Origin of the sequence: Paenibacillus sp. FSL W8-0186 (assembly GCF_037969765.1) — a bacterium.
Lineage (GTDB): Bacteria > Bacillota > Bacilli > Paenibacillales > Paenibacillaceae > Fontibacillus > Fontibacillus woosongensis.
Genome location: NZ_CP150207.1, coordinates 5,201,725 through 5,220,587 on the forward strand (window position 1 = coordinate 5,201,725; position 18,863 = coordinate 5,220,587).

Consider the following 18,863-nt stretch of genomic DNA (forward strand, 5'->3'; position numbering starts at 1 on the left):
TACGCGCCTTTTCATTCAATTCAGTTCCTTTCCTTCATAGATTTGAACCTAACTTTTGACCCTAACCTGTTTTGCTTGTATATGTAATATTTATATTGTTATATTCGACATAAATCGCATATTTTCCTTTTTCGACAACGACGCATAAAACCGCTCGGCCGATAAGCGAGCGGTTTGCATAATTTTAATAGTATGAGCACTATTCGTTTGTAGTCGGCTCCTTTAATCCGCCAAACGGTATCCGACCCCTCGGACAGTCGCGATATAAGTCGGATTCGCGGCCCTGTCGCCGAGCTTCTTGCGCAGGCTCTTGATGTGCACGTCCACTACGTTGCTCCCGCCCATAAAGGAGGTCTCCCATACGTCAGCAAGCAGCTCTTCCCGGGACAGGACGCTCCCTTCATGATCCAGCAATTTAATCAGCAGCTCGTATTCCGTCTTGGTCAGCTCGATAGCTATGCCGGACCGGTACACCTGCATCTTCTTGCGGTCGATCCAAAGATCTTTATAAGTTGACGTTCCCCCGGCTGGTAAAGCACCGGAAGCTGGACGATGATTGCTTGTGCGGATAATCCGCTGAACATGGTACAGTATCTCATGCGGCGAGGAAGGCCAGACGAGGAGCTCGAGGTGCATTAAGCTCGGGTCCATTTGCGATAGCATCGCCTCGTTCACCAGCAGCAGGGAAGGGACATCTTCGAGATCCTGCAGCATTCGCTTGGTAAGCATCGAAACCTCTTCACTGCCCCGATAAGCCGTCAAGTCAAAGATAACAAGATCGGCAGCCAGAGCATTGCGGAGGCCCTGCTCCAAATGATGAAATACAAGGACATCGAAGCAGCCTACCGACAGATCCCTTACAAGCTCATAAATTTCGCTGGGAAATGGGCTGACGAGGATGACGCGCTGCGTCACCGGACATGCTTGAGGATAATCATTACCGAACAGCTGCTCATTGTATCCAAGCCCTTGCTCTGGGCGCCTAAACGGAGTAACCGATCCGCTCTGTACTCTTTTCTTTACTTCTTCTGCCTGCATTCTGGGCACACCCCCCCAAATACAACATGGGCATGATGCACGTCATATCCGGTCTCCTTGGCTACATCAGCGCTCCAGTCCTCCGGAACCTTCGACATGACTTCATCCACTCTGCCGCACACCTCGCACAGAATATGCTGGTGATCATCCAGCTTGGCGTCATAACGGCTTGCGGCCTCGCCCAGCTTCAATTCACGGATCAGCTCTTTGTCGGTTAAGTATCTGAGCGAATTATATACCGTGCCGTATGCAAAATTATAACCCTGTTCGACAAGACGGTTCATTACTTCCGCCGCAGTCGGGTGGTCATTCGCATTGCGGACGACATCGTAAACTGCTTTGCGCTGCGTCGTTAAATTTAGTGATTTCATATATAGAATCATTCCTTATGATTTGTTTTTAGAATTAGTATAAGTCTTATTATACAATTCGTCAAGCTGGTCTGTCCCTGCTCCGGCTCACCCCCCGGAAAAATTCAATTTCTGCATGGGAACAGCCGGTCCATTCACATAATAAGACTATAATTCTGACCAAAAGGATGGATACCGATGTTCGTGAAAAAATATGCGATTACCATTTTGTTTACCTTGTTATGCGCTGCATTTAGCATGTGGGTTGATATCCGAACCGGCTTTCCATGGAACACCATTTTTATAAACACGAGCCATTCCTTCTTCACGGGTGCAGAAAAATGGGCTGCTAGTGCTATGCTCCTGCTTCTCGTTGTACCCGACATGTTCCGTGCTATGTATGCGAAAAAGAAAAATCCGGCCGGCAAGTCAACTTCCACCACCGCCAACCCCTCCGCCGCTTCCGGGGCCGCTTCGGGGAACTTCGTATCCGGCTCCGGAACCGCCTTCAGTTCCGGTATGGGCAGTCCCAGCGGCACTAGTGCCGGCTCCGCCCATTATCCCGTCCCCGGCTCCTGTCCCGAATCCCCCGCCGGTTCCGGTTCCGGCTCCGGGTCTTGAACGGAAAATAAACTTGCGAATTACAGCTGCAATCAGAAGGATTAACGGGAGCACAATGAAAAATACCGGATCGACCAGATACAGCATTTTTCCCCCTTTCGTTAAATGCTCGCTATATGAACGGGTTTCAAAAGCCGTCAGCGCCAAAATGATGAGAGTAAGCGGGTAAATTAATTTCTGGTACGGGATATTGAAAATATTCGATATCCCTATGACCGCTGCAAAGAAGTAAATGCAAATTTTGAAGTAGATGCCAATAATAAACGCCATAACGACAAAGATATCTGGCCGCTGAATGAAGTCGGAGATCGAAGCCTTCCCGACCATAATCAACATGGGAAAATAAGATCGCTCGGCAAGATCAGCCCCCAGCACGGCTACTGTCGTCGCCACGGCTAAACTAAGTATAAGGCCGGTAAATAAAAGGGCTAAATAACCGGCTTTAACCCCCTTTTTGGGATGATTCAGGAACGGCAGCAGCATGTTGAACGCAATGACCTCTGCAAATGGGAACTGATAATTTGTTCTGGACACCGCTCGGAGCAGCGACCCTATGCCGCCGCCCAGCACAGGCAACAGCCGATTAATATCGACAATGTGCGCGAAAGCAATGAGAAGCAGGTTCAGCGCACCGATCATCATCATGACTGTCAATAGGATCAGAGCCGTTCGGGCGAGCACCTCCAGCCCTTTATGTATCGTATAAGCAACAGTAATCATCATGAGCATATTAACAATAAAAACGGGAGTTTCCCGCAGCGTCGTGGCAATGACCAGCAACCCGCCGTCCATTAAATCCCTCGAAGCCTTATACAAGAAAAATACCATATAGCTGATTCCAGCCAAGGTTCCCAGGTATTTACCAAGCAGCAGTTTATCATATTCCGTAGGCAGCATATTGGGGAACCACAGGTACAGCATCGAATAGCCGGCATACAGCAAAATTCCGATGACCATCCCGAGCAGAACGGCCAGCCACTCGTCCTTGCCGGCTTCCATTCCCAAATTGACGACAAGTCCCGTACCCAGCTCAAACAAGACTATTAACGAAAATATTTGCAAAGGAGTGATTTTGATTTTCTCCACTTCGCTATGCCTCCCTAGCGTTGATGAAATTTATAGGAGCGGTCACGCAGCTGCGTATTGCGTATGACGGAATCCACATTATATTCAACTTTAATCTGCGGAAACAGATCTTCCCATTGACCCTCAATCTTTTTCCAAACCGCAGGACTTTGACGCTCGATAACTCCTCCAAAACCAAAAATATCGCTCTTTGCCAATTGTGCTTTTTGGACAACGGCCTGCAAGTCACGAACAATCTCCTCATTCGCTTTTGCTTCAATCATGTGGAGCACCTCAGGCTGTTTCAAATCAATGGGGGTGTTTACGTCCCTTACAGACAACTGCAATTTGACTCCGACCTGGATCACCGGGTGAAGCGGATCGTCCAGTTTGGCTTTCAAGTCGGTTTTGGAGCGAATGACGTCCATGCCCATGCTGCCTATTTCCTGATCGGGCTGCAGGACCAGCGAAGTTTTTTTCATTTTATTCTTCATCCAGACCATGCCGCGGCTTTCGTTCGGGGATAACCAATCCACCAGCTTATCGCCTTTGAAAATAGCAGGGGCGCCGATCACGATTAGCGAGCTTCTAACGCTTTCCAAATTGCTCTTCTTGCCCAGTCCACTTACGTCGCCAAACACCTCCAATCCATTGATGACAGGTCCCCCTCCAGGAATCAGCAAGTCACGCATGATATCATCTATTGCCATAGGGTAATTTTCCCCTAGCTGGCTCGACGCAAACTCAACTTTTTCCGAAAGAGAATAGGCCATAATTTTGCCAATGGGCGTAAGCGAAGCAGTCACTTCTTCGGCGGTGAGATTTTCTTTGGCAATAACGACATCAGAGGACAACCGAATATCGGAGTCCCTGTCCAGGAAGTCCATAATTTCCGCGATGCCTTTCCGGGCAATACTCTCAGAGATGACAATGAGCCTGGTATGCGCTGTGGAAGTCAAGCGCGGCACTTGGCGGGAAGCGTTGCGGATCGCTTCGCTAATCGTGTGCCCCTTGCCATAGTAAACAGAAGTCGGAGTAGCTCCTCTGCCGGTTTTACCCGAGATTTCGTCGGCGATGATCACCTGGAAGGTTACCATAAGCAGCCCCTCCTCTCCCGGCGCATGATCGATGCCGATGCCGGAAACGACCGCCCTCCGGTTCAACTCAATAGCGTCCCAACAGCCGCTCGTCAGCACAATACAGCAGAAAGCCAAAGCGACGGCTATAGTCCTCTTTATCATGGATCGCTCCTCCTGCCAGAAACAAATTAGTCTAATGAGCGGCCTGCAAGTTCAGTTCATCACATAGCCCGGCAACCCCTTATATCCCGTGATCCGAAGCCCCTTGTTGGTCCTGTTGGCCCTGTTGACCTTGATGGCCTTGCTGCCACTGCTGGCCTTGCTGCCACTGCTGGCCCTGCTGGCCCTGCTGGCCCTGTTGGCCCTGCTGGCCCTGCTGCCACTGCTGGCCTTGTTGGCCCTGTTGGCCCTGCTGCCACTGCTGGCCCTGTTGGCCCTGTTGACCTTGATGGCCTTGCTGCCACTGCTGGCCTTGCTGCCACTGCTGGCCTTGCTGCCACTGCTGGCCCTGCTGGCCCTGCTGGCCTTGCTGCCACTGCTGGCCCTGCTGGCCTTGCTGCCACTGCTGGCCCTGTTGGCCCTGCTGCCACTGCTGGCCCTGCTGGCCCTGTTGGCCCTGCTGGCCCTGCTGCCACTGCTGGCCTTGTTGGCCCTGTTGGTGGTTGAGTCCTATCGAGTTTTTATTCCGGCCCTCCCGAATGAGATGCTGCTCCCTGATCCTGTCTGGCGGAGTCCTTAAGATCCAAGCCGGCATACGGATGAACGTATCCTTCTGATCCTTCGGAACAAATGGTGTAATAGGAGCTAGATACGGAACTCCAAAAGATCGGAGACTGTTCATGTGGATGATCAGCATCACAATTCCCAGAGTAATGCCGTACAATCCGAACATGCCAGCCAAGACCATGAATACAAACCGGATCAGCCGTCCAGCAACAGCGATATTGTATGCAGTCGGCGCAAAACTGGAAATTCCCGTCAAGGCAACGACGATGACCATTCCCGGAGTAATCAGTCCCGCTTCAACCACGGCTGTTCCCAAAATAAGCGCACCCACAATCGATATCGTCTGCCCGACAGCTCTTGGCATGCGCAGCCCCGCTTCACGGAGCAGTTCAAAGGTAACCTCCATCAGCATCGCTTCGACAAATGCCGGGAAGGGTACTCCTTCCCGCTGGGCAAGCAGACTGACCAGCAGCAGTGAAGGAAGCATCTCATAATGAAATGTCGTCAGCGCGATGTATATAGCTGGTCCAAGAAGCAGTATGATGAAGCTGAGATAGCGAATCGAACGCATTATAATGCTGATATCGAAACGCTGGGAATAATCCTCCGGCGATTGAAAGAAATGGCCGAATACGGTTGGCAAAATTAAGACGAACGGGGTGCCATCAACAAGGATGATTACCCGGCCCTCCAATAAATGTCCAGCCGCGGTGTCAGGCCTCTCTGTGTTAAATATGGTAGGGAACGGAGTAAAAGTCTTATCCTGAATAAATTCTTCGATATAACCGGATTCCAGTACTCCGTTAAGCTGAACGTTCTCCAGACGCTGCCTGACTTCCTGAACAAGCTTCGGATCAGCCAGGCTCTGAATATACATCATAGCCACATTCGTATGAGAGACAGCGCCTATTTTCATGGTCTCCAGCCACAAATCCGCGTTTTTGATTCTGCGCCGAAGGAGGGAGATATTGGTTGCGATCGATTCAACAAAGCTGTCTTTCGGACCCCGGACGACTAGCTCCGTAGTAGATTCCGTAATGGATCTCCATTCTCCGCCACGGGTTCCGGCTATAATGGCTCTAGTGCTTCCCTCCAAAAATATAGCTGTATCCCCGGACAAAATATCAAACACCACATGGCTCCACTCAGAAACTATTTTTGATTCACCCAGGGACAGGAACTTGGTCTGCAATTGGTCCAGCATGGCTTCCGAATCCTTCGCTTCCAATTCCCCCAGACCGGATATGGTTTCCATAACAAAGGAATTGATAATCATTTGATCGCTTAATCCATTTAAGTAAATAACAGCGATAGAGGTCGGCTTTTCTCCCCCCAAACTCATTTTACGGACAACGATATCGGGGCTATCCCCGGTTTCTTTCTGGATGCGCTGTACGGTTTGCTGCAACTCCCCAGGAATTTCCCTATTATGGGTTCCGCCCTGTGGAATACTGCTCTGAAGAATAGGACTGCCTTGCGAATCAGCGCCTTCCTGGGAGCCGGTACTGCTCTGGGAGCCAGAAGTTCCTTGCGAGCCTGCACCTCCCTGTGCGGAATCTACCCGAGAGGTAGTTCCATTCGATGAACCGTAATCCCCCTGTGAATTTGCACCGGTCTGTGAGCTATTGCCATTTTGCAAGTTATCGCTGCTCTGTAACTCGGCTTGATTCTGCTTCCTACTGCCATTGCTCCGAGATTCAGCATCACCATGCCGCACACTGCCGCTGCTTTCAGACCCAGCATCATTATGCGTGCTGCCGCTGCTTTGGATACCTGCATCATCCTGGTGTGTTCTATCGCGGCTTTGAGGCTCCGCTTGATGCTGCTGAGAATTAGCATCCTTTCGGGAATCGGTCTCGTTTTTGTCTTGGCTTGTATCCCCGTCCGGTCTGCGATGATGGTTGCCGTTCTTCCTCTGCTCTTGATTTCCTTGAATTTGGCGTCTGCTTCTACCGATAAATTGATTGCGTTTCATGATGGCAGCTCCTGTCGCTTAACTTATCCCCATTATTTGCTAACAAACCCATTTTCATGCGGATTCATTACAAGTATCGCAGATGCAATCGGCAAAAGAACGAGACTAGCTATGCTTTAATTTGCCAACAACGTGGTAATAATGAAAAACGACTGCGATTATAAGGAGGTTGCCGATGAATAACCAAACTTACGGTTCTGGAGAGCTCCCCCGATACCCCCAATCCATGTGGCGGGATACGACCAACCTGCCCTCTTTTCCCCGGCTCCAAGAGGATATCGAGACCGACGTCGCCATTATCGGCGCTGGCATTACGGGCATTACCACCGCCTATCTGCTATGTAAGGCAGGCTTTAAGGTAGCCGTTGTGGATGCGGCCGAAATTCTTGACGGAACGACCGGGTTCACAACGGCCAAAATCACGGCCCAGCACGGACTGATTTACGACAAGCTGCGGAAGCATTTTGGAGATAAAGAGGCCAGACTCTACTATGAAGCAAATGAGGAAGCCCTCTCTTTCATTCGATCCACAGTGGAGGAGCATCAAATCGACTGCCAATTGCAGCAGCAGGATGCCTATTTATACGCCGACTCCGAGGAGCAGGCAGAGCAGCTTCGCAAAGAATGGGAGGCTTATGAGCAGCTAGGGCTGCCGGGCGAATGGTGCGACACCTTGCCGATCCCCATCCAAGTCTATGGAGCCATACGGATGAAGAACCAGGCCCAATTCCACCCGCTGCATTACCTGCGTAACCTCGTTGAATACGTAGTTTCACATGGCGGAACCCTCTACGAAAATACGACCTTGGAGGATGCGGCTGACCATACCCGGGACGGGCGGCGGCAGCTCACTACCGAGGGAGGTCATAAAATCACTTGCCAATATGCGATCTCTGCCTCGCACTTCCCGTTCTATGACGGAGGCGGGTTCTACTTCACTAGACTACATGCGGAACGTTCTTATGTAGTTGCTATAGAGCCGGAAATTCCGCTGGAACAGGGCATGTACATTAATTGCGGCGACCCTAAGCGTTCCCTGAGATCAGCCCTGCTGAACGATGAGCAGGTTATTCTGGTCGGCGGAGAATCACACAAAACGGGTAAGGGCGAGTGCACTTTCAAGCACTATGAAGAACTGGAGAAATTCGGCGGCAAGCTGTTCGGAGCCAAACGCATCCCTTACCGATGGTCGACTCAAGATCTCGTCACAATAGACGAAATCCCTTACATCGGGGCTATTACTGCAAACGAGGACAAAGTTCTGGTAGCCACCGGATTTGCCAAATGGGGAATGACGAACGGAACCGCAGCCGCTCTGATGTTCCGCGATCTCATTATGGGCCACGGCAACAAGTATACGGATCTGTATACGCCTTCCCGCTTTAAGGTAAATCCGGGCATGAAGAACTTTACGGTACAGAACGCTGATGTCGCCAAGGAATGGGTATCTGGCAAGGTAGAATTGATCCGCCGTAAAGCGGAAGATTTGAAAAATGACGAAGGCGGGGTTGTGCGGCATCTCGGCAAGCGGGCCGGCGGCTATAAGGACAAGGAAGGCCGACTTTACATCGTTGATACGACATGCACACATCTCGGCTGCGAGGTGGAATGGAACGAGGCCGAGCGCTCCTGGGACTGCCCATGCCACGGATCAAGGTTCAACTACGAAGGAAAAGTACTGGAAGGGCCGGCCACGGAAAGCTTGCCGCTGCTCAGTCAGGAGCCTTGACGGCGGTGATGGCATACCGAAGAATAAAACCTGGATTGCACGAAGGCACCGGCTGGTGCCTTTCTTGCATTTACTATATTGCATTATTCAGTACTGGATGATATCATGTAGAAAACTGCTGATAAATACTGCTAAATATATGAAAAAAGAGGCGATGCCACTTGGATATCAGTATCCAATTCAAAAAAGGCGCCTTGGAAATTTGCGTCCTCGTACTCATCCACGAAAAGGATCGCTATGGATATGAGCTGGCCCAATCTGTCTCGGAGCACATCGAAGTGGCGGAAGGCGCCCTATATCCTCTGCTGCGCAGGCTCGTGAACGAAGGCCATTGCACGACGTATTTACAGGAATCGAGCGAAGGGCCTCCCCGTAAATATTACAAACTGACCCCTCAAGGGGAAATACACATGAAGAAGCTGGTGATTGAATGGAAACGATTCGTCAGCAACGTATCCAATTTAATCGAGAGAGGGAACGATTTATGACAAAGAGCGAATTCATCTCGCTGCTCAGTACTCATTTATCGGCGCTCCCGCCGGAGGAGCGCCATGAATTAATGGAGGACTATGAAGCTCATTTTGCTTTCGGCCTTCAGAATGGAAAGACCGAGGAAGAAATCGTCCGCGAACTGGGCGATCCGGTTGAACTGGCCCAGGAAGCCCTGGGCAACCGTTCGGCTCCACAGCACCCCTTATACTGGTTTGGAGAACCGCCACAGGGACAGACCGACGCAATTCCTACCGGAGATCGCGGCACCCGCTACCGGAAAGCTGCTCCAGCAGTTTATGCCGGGTTGTTCTTTCTTAACCTGGTCATGATGCCTTTGCTGGCATCTCTATGGGCAGCAGCCCTAGCCCTTGCACTGGGGGCCGTTGGCGGTATTGTGAGCCCTGCTGCCCTGCTGCTCGAATATGCATTTAACGGGGCTCTCTTGCCGGCAAAGGCTTTTGCCGCCCTAACCTTAGTCGGAATTGGTATCTTTCTCGCCATCAGTACGCGGCATGCCTATTCCGGCATCCTAAAACTAAGCGCGTCTTATTGGGCATGGAACGTCCGAGTCGCCAAAGGAGTTAAGATTAATGAATAAAAAAGGATGGAGCTTAATTGCGACCCTTTGCATCATCCTGGGCATCGGCGGGATGATCTATCAGGGCTTCGACTTCGAGAAAGAACAGCCTGCCTATACGCAGAAATGGACGTTTGGGGATGACGAACTGCAGTCGCTGTCCATCGACAGCGACTATAATGTCAATTTCGAATTTATCCACAGCCCAGATGGCACGAATTACGTGGAAGCTAGCGGGAATTTGCCCCAGAAATCAATTGATAAGCTGACAGGGACGAAAATCGCCGCTCAGTCCCTCGCCCTTCATTTTCAAGAGGAGTATGTCATTCGTTTCCTCAGCTTCAACTTTCGATCCTCCACCCAGCATGTGACGGTGGCCTTGGCCGATCCGGAGCGGTCGTTAAATCAAATCTCTGTCGATCTGCTGGCCAACAACGGCAATTTCAAGGCTTTACGCGCCAAAGAAATATCATTGGAGACGAAATCAGGCAACCTGACGGCCCAGAATTTAACCGCCGACCGCTTGAAGATCCAGAACTTCTCCGGCATAATCTCGCTGGATGAGATTGCGGCTGATACCGATATTAAGCTAACCTCTGGCAATGTGAGACTCAACAATATAAGAGGATCTTTAACTTCCGAAATGACCTCTGGGGATTTCTCAGCCCAAGATATGAAAGGCGATATTCAGGTTACAGCCACCTCGGGCAATATTAAAATCAGTGAATGGACGGGGAACGGAACCATTAAATCCACCTCCGGCAACATCACGATCAAGGAGCAGCGCTCAGACTCACTGGATATATCCATCCATTCTGGAAACGTAGCCCTTTCCGCTGACCCTGAGTTTCAAGGCATTTACGACCTTAGGGCCACTTCGGGCCGAATCGAAGCGCCCGATTCACCTAGCGTAACCGAAGACCTCATTAAGGTGCGCTCCACCTCAGGAAATATTACGATCAAATAACTGTTCTAATCTATCCTATTCAAAAAATAGCCCCCGGCTCTAAAAGCCAGGGGCTATTATGACATATGACATACTGAAATGCGATTCGCTAGGCGATTTCGCCCGCGATGGCATCGCGGTATGACTTCAGCGAGTAATAAATGACCGTCTGCATAATGCTCTTATCTTCCTCCGGAATCAGCGTCTTGGCATAGTCCCAGGCGTTCTCTTCGATACGAAGAGCAATTCTCCTGCGCTCCAGCTCGTTGTCGGTCGCATCCAGAAGATCCGACAGCTCCTTCAGACTGGCATCCTCCGCATGCCCGAGTTCATGGGCGAACACGATACTCAGCACCTGCGGGAAAACATCCAGCGAACCAAAGAGACTTAGGCATTGCTTCTTGATTTCCTCCAAATACATCGTGACGTTATGGTTGGCGATACTGTATTTGCCGCCAACGTTCCGACCACCGGGGAAGCGCGAACGAACGTCGAGGGTAACCGTGCTGCCGGACTGCTTCAGCAGCTGATCCATAATAAGTTGTGCTGTTCTTTTCAAGTAGACTCCCCTTATTTCATGTAAGATTGACACCTCGTAATCTGATTTTCCTCAACCAGCACGTTTTTGCCTTCCTCATTATAATGCAACGGATTTCAGAAATAAATAACAGAGCAACCACATTTTTTACATGGCTTATTTGACGGCAAAACGATCGAGCCGTTTCTCCATATGCGACTGCAATGCCGAAAGAACCGTGCTGAACAGCAAATAGATCAAAGCGACCTCGCTATACACGAGGAGCGGCTCATAGGTCACAGATGTGATTTCCTGCGCCTTGCGGAACATTTCCGCATAGGTGACCGTAAAGGCCAGCGAGGTATCCTTCACTAGACTGATGAAGGAGTTGCCCAGCGGCGGAACCGATACGCGGGCCGCCTGAGGCAGTATCACGTAATATAGCGCCTGGATCCGGCTCATCCCCAGTGAATAGGCGGCCTCCCATTGCCCCTTCTCTATCGACAATATCGCTGCGCGGACGATTTCCGATCCGTAGGCTCCGACGCTTAACGTGAAACCGATGACCGCCGCGGAAAAAGGCTTCAACGTAATGCCGACACTAGGCAAGCCGTAGAAAATAATAAACAGCTGCACGAGGAGCGGAGTTCCCCGTATAACCCATACGTAGAACTTCGCGGCTTGACGAATCAGCGTCCACTTGGACAGCCTCGCCAGGGCGGTCAATATGGCCACTAGCATGCCAAGGCCAAAGGTAATCAACGTAAGGGGAATAGTAAAAGCAACCCCCGCTTTAAGCAGGGGCAGCAGCGAATCGATAAATATTTGTACAAGCCTATCGTTCATATCAAGACATCCTTTGCGGGCAGACCGGCGGAATCACCCTGTTCCGGATTCAGTTTATTTAGATACGTCTGCGCCAAAATATTTGTTGGAAATCTCCAGGTACGTGCCATCTTCCTTTATCGCTGCCAGCGCTTCATTGACGGCGGCTACAAGCTCGTCATTTCCTTTGTTGAACAGCGCTGCGCTTTCTGCAGCCTCCGGCAGCTCATCAACGACTTTTAGCGGCACGTCCGGCTTTTGATTTTTCAAATCCAAGAAGGACAACCCGTCGTTCACCGTTGCATCGATCCGCTTCGAAAGCAGCAGGTCGATCGCCTGGTTAAAGCCTTCGGTTCCGACGATTTCCGCCCCGTTCTCCCTGGCGATATCCGTTAAATTGCTCGTCAGCGACTGCCCGGCTTTTTTCCCGTTAAGATCAGCAAATTTCGCAATGTCGTTATTATCCTCGCGGACGATCAAAGCGGCACGGGATACGATGTAGGCATCCGAGAAGTCGTATTTCTCCTTGCGATCCTCGCGAATGGTGACCTGATTGAACACGGTATCGAACCGCTTCGCATCCAGTCCGGCGAAAATGCCGTCCCACGGCGTCTCGATGAACTCGGCCTCTACGCCAAGACGCTTGGCAACCTCCTGAGCCAGCTCTACGTCAAAACCTGTCAGCTTGCCGTCTTTATCATGGAACGTGAACGGCGCGTACGTTCCCTCCGTTCCGATCCGGATTTTGCCGTTTGCCTTGATCGTTTCAAGCAGGTTCTTCTCCCCAGAGGCTGTCTCCGTCTGCGCTCCTGCGCCAACATTGCCTTTACCCGCAGAGTCATTTGCCGTATTGCCAGAGCCGTTATTCGTTCCACCGCCGCAAGCGGCTGCAAGCAGGACCGTCAATACTAGGGTTAGAACTGTTAAGCTGAGTTTCTTCATATCTACCAGACCCCTATCTATAATTTAAATTTAATTCATATAATTCAACTCGGATTAATTGAATATATTACGCTTCAACCCCGATTTCGTCAATCCCTTTTTTTATATCAGCAAAAGGGCTGTTGAAAATAAATGCCAAAACGGATACAATTTAAATAATTATATTTAGAAGGAGGTGGGTAGAGTGGATCGCAAGCTCGTATGGAATCGAATTAGCCAATTGCCTATGGCGTTATTTGGCATTTTTTATGGTGTGGCTGTCAACGGGATTAGTCTGTCCATTTTTAGCTATTCGATATCCAAATTACACTTGCGAAATGCCGCTCCTACCTTAACCTAACGGAACGTTACGTGAAGAAGGCTGCAGAATTTCTGCAGCCTTTTTTCGTCTCCAAGGTAGCTTTGCTTCGCTGGAAGCGGCATGAGCCAAAGGAGATTATAAAGAATGATTATCCAATGTATAAATGTCCAAAAATATTACGGTGCCGAGCTGGTGCTCAGCGATGTTACCTTTGAAATCAAATCCGGCGAGAAGGTAGGCTTGATCGGCCGCAACGGAAGCGGCAAGACGACGCTGATGCGTCTTTTATCCGGCAGTGAAACGCCCGATCATGGCTCTATCGCCATCCGCAAGGACACTACGTTGGGCGTTCTCGCCCAGATTCCTGACTATGCCAGCCATATGACGGTATACGATGTGCTGCAATCCGCCTTTGAGCCTTTGCTCGTGATCCATGCGCAAATGAGGCAGCTGGAAGCAGAAATGTCCGCGTTATCCTCGTCAGGCATGAACACCTCTAACATGGACCGCCTGCTCCAGCAGTATGGAACCTTGCAGGAAGCCTTTGAGCGTAACGGCGGCTTTGAAATGGAGGCGTCCATCGAGCGGGTGACTCATGGGCTCGGTATCTCTGCCAGTTCCTACAAGCAGGCCTTCAGCTCCTTATCCGGCGGAGAGAAGACGAAGATCGGTCTAGCCGTCATTTTGCTGCAGCAGCCGGATGTTCTTCTGCTTGACGAGCCGACCAATCATTTGGACCTGGCTGCCGTCCATTGGCTAGAGGAATTTCTGCATGCTTTTAAAGGTACCGTTACCGTGATCTCCCATGACCGCTACTTTCTGGACAGGGTAGCCGATAAAATCATCGAAATCGAGGACGGTGAAGCATTTACCTACCCCTGCAGCTATAGCGAATACAAAAATGAGAAAGAACGCAGGCTGCTCCAGCAATTTGCCAACTATCAAGAACAGCAGAAGAAAATTAAGAAAATGCAGGAGGCCATCAAGCAACTGATTGAGTGGGGAAACCGTTCCAACCCGCCGAACGCGGGATTCCACCGCAGAGCAGCCTCCATGCAAAAGGCGCTGGACCGCATGGTCAAGCTGAAAAGGCCCGTGCTCGAACGAAAGCGCATCGACCTGCAGCTGTCGCAGTCTGACCGTTCCGGCAAAGATGTCATCGTCCTGCGGGAAGCAGGTAAAAGCCTCGGGGAACGCACGCTGTACCGCGGTATAAATCATACGCTTCGCTACGGAGAGAACGCTGCCTTAATCGGCGGCAACGGTGCTGGAAAAACGACGCTCATGAAGTGCATTCTAGGCATGGAACCCGTTCAGGAGGGGGAGATTCGGCTCGGCTCGCGGGTGGAAACCGGCTATCTTGCACAAGAATCGGCACCCAAGGACGACCCCTGCACGGTACTGGAGTATTTTCGGAATGGACTCGGCATGGAAGCCGGGGAAGCCCGTAATCAGCTTGCGCGCTTCCTTTTTTACGGAAGTGACGTTTTCAAGAAGGTTCATAGTCTGTCAGGCGGTGAATGGACGAGGCTGAGATTGGCTATGCTGATGTACCGCAAACCGAATTTGCTGCTCCTGGATGAACCGACCAACCATCTGGACATCGACTCCCGGGAAGCCCTGGAGGACGCGCTCGAGGAATATCCCGGCTCTGTGCTCGTCATCTCCCATGACCGATATTTTATCAACAAAATCGCAGACCAGATTTGGGAGCTTGCTGGAGGCAAAATGTTCATTACCGAAGGCGGCTATGCCGACTATCAGGCTGAGCTGAATAAGCGGAAGCCTGCGGCAAACGGACAGTCCGCGCAGGCATACGAATTCAGCGCGGCGAGAGATTCCGCTCTCCCCAAATTGCCCGCTTCGGAAGCTTCCCCTAACGGAAAAATGCGAAACAAAGCAGAGCAGATCTCGGGGCAAGAGCACGATCCTTCTGCCTCTTCCGCCGCTAACCCTGCCACGCTCCGCAAAATGGAACAGGAGATATCCTCCATGGAGCAGAGGATTGCACAGATCGATGAGGCTATGCTTGATCCGGGCATCGGGAGCGACGCAGATAAGCTGAACGTTCTGCTGGAGGAGCGTGTTGAAATTCAGCGGACTCTCGATCCGCTCATTGATAAATATATTTCCCTTTTAGAAAAGTGATGGGGCTGTTATTTCAGCAAAATAAGGAGTGAATGTCCGATGAACCCGATATCCTTCCATCTTCAAATGGATGACCCTCGCCTGGCCGCCTTGTCTGAGGCCGATGACCGCATGGGGGCCTTGATCTCGTTGATCGGCGAGATCAAGACGGCGACGCAAGGCCCGCATTTCGCTGCCCTTGCCCGCTCGATCATCAGCCAGCAAATTTCCGTCAAGGCTGCGGCAACGATCCGGGGCAGGGTGCTGGAATTGGCTGGCGATCTCTCCCCGGACGCCTTATCGGCGGTAAATGACGAAGCCTTGCGGGGCGCGGGACTGTCCGCTTCCAAGGTGGCATATCTTCGCGACCTGTCCGGCAAAGTGCAATCGGGCGAAATCATACTGGAGCGCCTGCACGAAAAGAGCGACGATGCGGTCATTCAGGCGCTAACTTCAATTAAAGGCATCGGCAGATGGACGGCCGAGATGTTCCTGATCTTCGGGCTCGGCCGCGAGAATGTTGTATCTGTGGGGGATGCCGGGCTTCAGCGCGCCGCCAAATGGCTCTATGACCTGGAAGAGCGGGTGGACCGCAAGTATCTGCAGCAGGTCATGGATCTATGGAGCCCTTACGGTTCCATCGCCTCCCTTTATTTATGGGAAGCAATCAATATCGGACATGTAGACTCCGGCCAAACACTCAGCGAGCTTCTCTACAAATAAAATTGAATATTACACTCTGGAACGTTTTATAATTGTGGGATATTTTCCCATAATATATGATATATGAACATGGCCTATTTAAAACGCCGCAACTTGTTTATATATATATTTGAATATTTTCTAGAGTGGAGTTGAAGCTTTTGTTCGGAATTGGAGGGGTGAGCCGCGGGGCCAAGCTGTATTTAGCCGGTTTAATGGCCTTCGTTGGTATTGTTTCCTGTGTCGTTGTTTTGGCCTATAATGATTACTTTTTTCTTGGCGATCCGCTTAAGCCTAACAATGATGACGTCAAATATATTCAGACTTCCCGCCTTCTGCTGAATGAAGGCGTGCTTGCCTATAATACCGGAGACAAGCCGACGGCCTTCATCATGCCTGGCCTTCCGCTTATTCTGGCGGGATTCATGGCCCTGTTCGGTCAAGAGGAAGGCGGAGTCATCGCTTACCGGCTATATCAATGCATCCTGCAAGTGCTGTCGATCTATCTGATCTTCTGGCTGGGCAAGCGCATTTTTAACACGCGGACGGCTCTCGTTGCCTGTACGATCAGCGCGCTTTATTTGCCGGATTATTTCTCTTCTGGCGTCATTCTATCGGAAACGACCTTTAGAACGATCCTCCTGCTTCTGCTATGCGTGACCATCATCGCCCTGGAAAAAAATACGGCGCGTTATTATATCCTGATAGGAGCATTGACCGCTGCAGCGGCTTATTTCAAGCCCCATGCCTCCCTCTACCCTGCTGTATTTCTCGTTCTCTGGTGGAGGCACCGGCTCCCATGGCGTTCCATGCTGAAGTATGCCCTGCTCATGAGCGGGGTTTATATCCTTCTGCTCTCTCCCTGGTGGATCCGGAACTGGCTGACGTTCCATGAGTTTATCCTGTTCACGAATTCCGGGGGAAGCCCCTTCCTGCTTGGAACCCGAATCCATGGGCAGCTGCCGCCGGCAGGCTTCTTCGAGGCCTATCCGCAATACGACCCGGACACCTTGTTTCAGGGCGCTGACCGCATGGCGATTCAAAAGGGAATCCATATTATCAAATACGGCTTCCAGCATGAACCCTTGAAATATCTCTACTGGTTTACGGCGGGCCGATGGGTTGAGCTGTATTTTCATCCTTTCTACTCCCGCCCGATCTGGCCCGTAACAAGACCGGTGATGAATGTCATTCAAATCATCCTGATGATCATCAATATGCTCGGCATTTGCTGGGCTCTGCTTAAGCATCGCTGGGACAAGCTTCTCCCGCTCATTTTGGCACTTGGTTATTTCACCGTTATTTATATCCCCTTCGTTGCTTTTAACCGGTATGGCTATCCGAACATGATTCTGTTAATACTATTCGGGTCATATTTCGTAGAACAGCTTCTCGGGTACTTCAGCAAGCTTTATGACAATGGCTTAAGAAGGAGGACGGTGACCCCATGAAAACTCTCATTATCATCCCGGCATATAATGAGGAAGGCAGCATTGCCTCCGTAATCGCGGATATCCGCAGACATGTGCCGGAAACAGATATTGTCGTCATCAACGACGGTTCTACCGACCGGACGGAAGAGATCGCCAAGGCCAGCGGCGCCAGCGTCTTGACGATGCCTTACAATGTCGGAATTGGCGGCGGCATGCAGACCGGTTATATATATGCAAAAATGCAAGGATATGATGTGGCCGTGCAAATGGATGCCGACGGCCAGCATCCGGCGAAGGAGCTGCCTAAATTGATCGAACAGGCGTCCAGATACGATCTCGTGATCGGCTCCAGGTACGTGAAATCCACGTCATACCGCTCGCCGCATATGCGCCGCCTCGGCATGATCTTTTTCTCCCAGCTGGTCTCGCTCCTTACGAGACAGCGGTTCACGGATACGACCAGCGGTTTCCGGGCAGCCGGACGCAAAGTCATCAATTTGTATGCCAGCTATTATCCGATCGATTACCCTGAGGTGGAATCCCTCGTCTACCTTAAGCGCCATGGCTGCAAAATAACGGAGGTATCCACGGAAATGCAGCGGAGACAGGCAGGGCGATCCTCGATCACGCCCGCAAAGTCCGTCTACTATATGGTTAAAGTAACTCTCTCTGTCATTATGAGCGCAATGCGATATAATAGAACGGCGGTGATCAAATAGATGTTTATCAACATTCTATCAGTGTCGGTCGCGATTGCTTTTCTCGTCATCGTATTGGAACTCGTGCGAAGACAGAGGCTGAAAGAGCAGTATTCCCTGCTATGGATATTATTCAGCATCGTACTGCTCATCGTTTCATTGAACGTATCCTTGATGGAATGGATCGCGGACCAGCTTGGCGTAAAATACGCTCCGGCCGTCCTTTTCCTGTTCGGCCTGCTGTTCTGCTTTTCGCTCATACTTCATCTTACGATCGTCATTACCAAGCTGACGAGCCAGGTACTCCGCCTGAGTCAGGAATTGGCGATCTTAAAGGCTCGGGAGGCGCTTTATGGAAAAAACAATTAGTTATGTAATGCTCTTCGGCAACATTCTGCTGCTGGTCACGGGGCAGGTTCTCTTTAAGATCGGGCTGACGCGGTCAGGAGGACTCGTATGGAACAAGCTGCTTCTGTCCCCGATGATTCTCGGCGGCGTTGCACTTTATGGGCTGGCCACGATTCTGTGGTTTGCCGTCCTCACCCGCTTGCCGCTAAGTGTAGCCTATCCGATGCAAGCCTTCGCCTACGTTCTCGCAATTATACCTGCTTACTACCTGTTTGGCGAATCCATCTCGGCTGCTAAGCTGGCCGGCGTTGCCGTCATTCTGTTCGGCGTATACCTGCTGGCGAAATAACCGCATATCTGCAAACAAAAAAG

The 18,863-nt window shown here is 50.9% G+C and carries 19 protein-coding genes; 11 read left to right on the forward strand and 8 right to left on the reverse strand.

Annotation, left to right across the window (positions count from 1 at the left end; all coding sequences use genetic code 11):
• Positions 1 to 222: 222 nt before the first annotated feature.
• The 5 genes from MKX50_RS23300 to MKX50_RS23320 all read right to left on the reverse strand — a co-directional run bounded on the left by MKX50_RS23300 (position 223) and on the right by MKX50_RS23320 (position 6,854).
• Positions 223 to 1,038: a response regulator transcription factor gene (locus tag MKX50_RS23300; RefSeq protein ID WP_283926134.1), complete on the reverse strand. Its 816-nt coding sequence runs from the start codon at positions 1,036 to 1,038 to the stop codon at positions 223 to 225.
• Entirely contained in the window at positions 1,020 to 1,409 is a 390-nt protein-coding gene (locus tag MKX50_RS23305) for a transcriptional repressor (RefSeq protein WP_213591158.1), read from the reverse strand. Before MKX50_RS23305 ends, MKX50_RS23300 begins: the two co-directional genes overlap by 19 nt.
• A gap of 408 nt (positions 1,410 to 1,817) precedes the next feature.
• Positions 1,818 to 3,095, reverse strand: a complete 1,278-nt coding sequence (locus MKX50_RS23310; protein ID WP_339157880.1) for a GerAB/ArcD/ProY family transporter — start codon at positions 3,093 to 3,095, stop codon at positions 1,818 to 1,820.
• 14 nt (positions 3,096 to 3,109) lie between these two features.
• Positions 3,110 to 4,315, reverse strand: coding sequence for a Ger(x)C family spore germination protein (locus MKX50_RS23315; protein WP_339157881.1), 1,206 nt, complete (start codon positions 4,313 to 4,315; stop codon positions 3,110 to 3,112).
• A gap of 79 nt (positions 4,316 to 4,394) precedes the next feature.
• A complete protein-coding gene (locus MKX50_RS23320; RefSeq protein ID WP_339157882.1) occupies positions 4,395 to 6,854 on the reverse strand; it encodes a spore germination protein in 2,460 nt (819 codons plus the stop codon).
• A gap of 175 nt (positions 6,855 to 7,029) precedes the next feature.
• Here MKX50_RS23320 and MKX50_RS23325 point away from each other — a divergent pair, with 175 nt between their 5' ends.
• The 4 genes from MKX50_RS23325 to MKX50_RS23340 all read left to right on the forward strand — a co-directional run bounded on the left by MKX50_RS23325 (position 7,030) and on the right by MKX50_RS23340 (position 10,619).
• Positions 7,030 to 8,583, forward strand: coding sequence for an FAD-dependent oxidoreductase (locus MKX50_RS23325; protein ID WP_339157883.1), 1,554 nt, complete (start codon positions 7,030 to 7,032; stop codon positions 8,581 to 8,583).
• 161 nt (positions 8,584 to 8,744) lie between these two features.
• A complete protein-coding gene (locus MKX50_RS23330; RefSeq protein WP_213591168.1) occupies positions 8,745 to 9,071 on the forward strand; it encodes a PadR family transcriptional regulator in 327 nt (108 codons plus the stop codon).
• Entirely contained in the window at positions 9,068 to 9,673 is a 606-nt protein-coding gene (locus MKX50_RS23335) for a DUF1700 domain-containing protein (protein WP_213591170.1), read from the forward strand. Before MKX50_RS23330 ends, MKX50_RS23335 begins: the two co-directional genes overlap by 4 nt.
• On the forward strand, positions 9,666 to 10,619 hold the full coding sequence (locus tag MKX50_RS23340) for a DUF4097 family beta strand repeat-containing protein (protein WP_339157884.1): 954 nt from the start codon (positions 9,666 to 9,668) through the stop codon (positions 10,617 to 10,619). The genes MKX50_RS23335 and MKX50_RS23340 overlap by 8 nt, the downstream gene beginning before the upstream one ends.
• Positions 10,620 to 10,707: 88 nt before the next feature.
• On the opposite strand, the gene MKX50_RS23345 is transcribed toward MKX50_RS23340, so the two are convergent.
• From MKX50_RS23345 to MKX50_RS23355, 3 genes are all read right to left on the reverse strand, one after another.
• Positions 10,708 to 11,157, reverse strand: coding sequence for a hypothetical protein (locus tag MKX50_RS23345; protein ID WP_213591174.1), 450 nt, complete (start codon positions 11,155 to 11,157; stop codon positions 10,708 to 10,710).
• 135 nt (positions 11,158 to 11,292) lie between these two features.
• Entirely contained in the window at positions 11,293 to 11,961 is a 669-nt protein-coding gene (locus MKX50_RS23350) for an amino acid ABC transporter permease (RefSeq protein WP_213591176.1), read from the reverse strand.
• A gap of 54 nt (positions 11,962 to 12,015) precedes the next feature.
• Complete coding sequence (locus MKX50_RS23355) at positions 12,016 to 12,882, reverse strand: amino acid ABC transporter substrate-binding protein (protein ID WP_283926138.1); 867 nt, start codon at positions 12,880 to 12,882, stop codon at positions 12,016 to 12,018.
• A 184-nt stretch (positions 12,883 to 13,066) separates the two neighbouring features.
• On the opposite strand from MKX50_RS23355, the gene MKX50_RS23360 reads away from it, so the two are divergent.
• From MKX50_RS23360 to MKX50_RS23390, 7 genes are all read left to right on the forward strand, one after another.
• Positions 13,067 to 13,222, forward strand: coding sequence for an RAxF-45 family protein (locus MKX50_RS23360; RefSeq protein WP_280530414.1), 156 nt, complete (start codon positions 13,067 to 13,069; stop codon positions 13,220 to 13,222).
• Positions 13,223 to 13,327: 105 nt separating this feature from the next.
• Complete coding sequence (locus tag MKX50_RS23365; protein WP_339157885.1) at positions 13,328 to 15,331, forward strand: ABC-F family ATP-binding cassette domain-containing protein; 2,004 nt, start codon at positions 13,328 to 13,330, stop codon at positions 15,329 to 15,331.
• 39 nt (positions 15,332 to 15,370) lie between these two features.
• Positions 15,371 to 16,033: a DNA-3-methyladenine glycosylase 2 family protein gene (locus MKX50_RS23370; protein WP_213591182.1), complete on the forward strand. Its 663-nt coding sequence runs from the start codon at positions 15,371 to 15,373 to the stop codon at positions 16,031 to 16,033.
• Positions 16,034 to 16,173: 140 nt separating this feature from the next.
• Entirely contained in the window at positions 16,174 to 17,463 is a 1,290-nt protein-coding gene (locus MKX50_RS23375) for a glycosyltransferase family 39 protein (protein ID WP_339157886.1), read from the forward strand.
• On the forward strand, positions 17,460 to 18,164 hold the full coding sequence (locus MKX50_RS23380) for a glycosyltransferase family 2 protein (protein ID WP_213591186.1): 705 nt from the start codon (positions 17,460 to 17,462) through the stop codon (positions 18,162 to 18,164). The genes MKX50_RS23375 and MKX50_RS23380 overlap by 4 nt, the downstream gene beginning before the upstream one ends.
• The gene (locus tag MKX50_RS23385) at positions 18,165 to 18,512 is read left to right on the forward strand and encodes a DUF2304 domain-containing protein (RefSeq protein WP_213591188.1); all 348 of its coding nucleotides are present in this window, start codon (positions 18,165 to 18,167) and stop codon (positions 18,510 to 18,512) included.
• The gene (locus MKX50_RS23390) at positions 18,496 to 18,840 is read left to right on the forward strand and encodes an EamA family transporter (protein WP_213591190.1); all 345 of its coding nucleotides are present in this window, start codon (positions 18,496 to 18,498) and stop codon (positions 18,838 to 18,840) included. Before MKX50_RS23385 ends, MKX50_RS23390 begins: the two co-directional genes overlap by 17 nt.
• Positions 18,841 to 18,863: the final 23 nt, after the last annotated feature.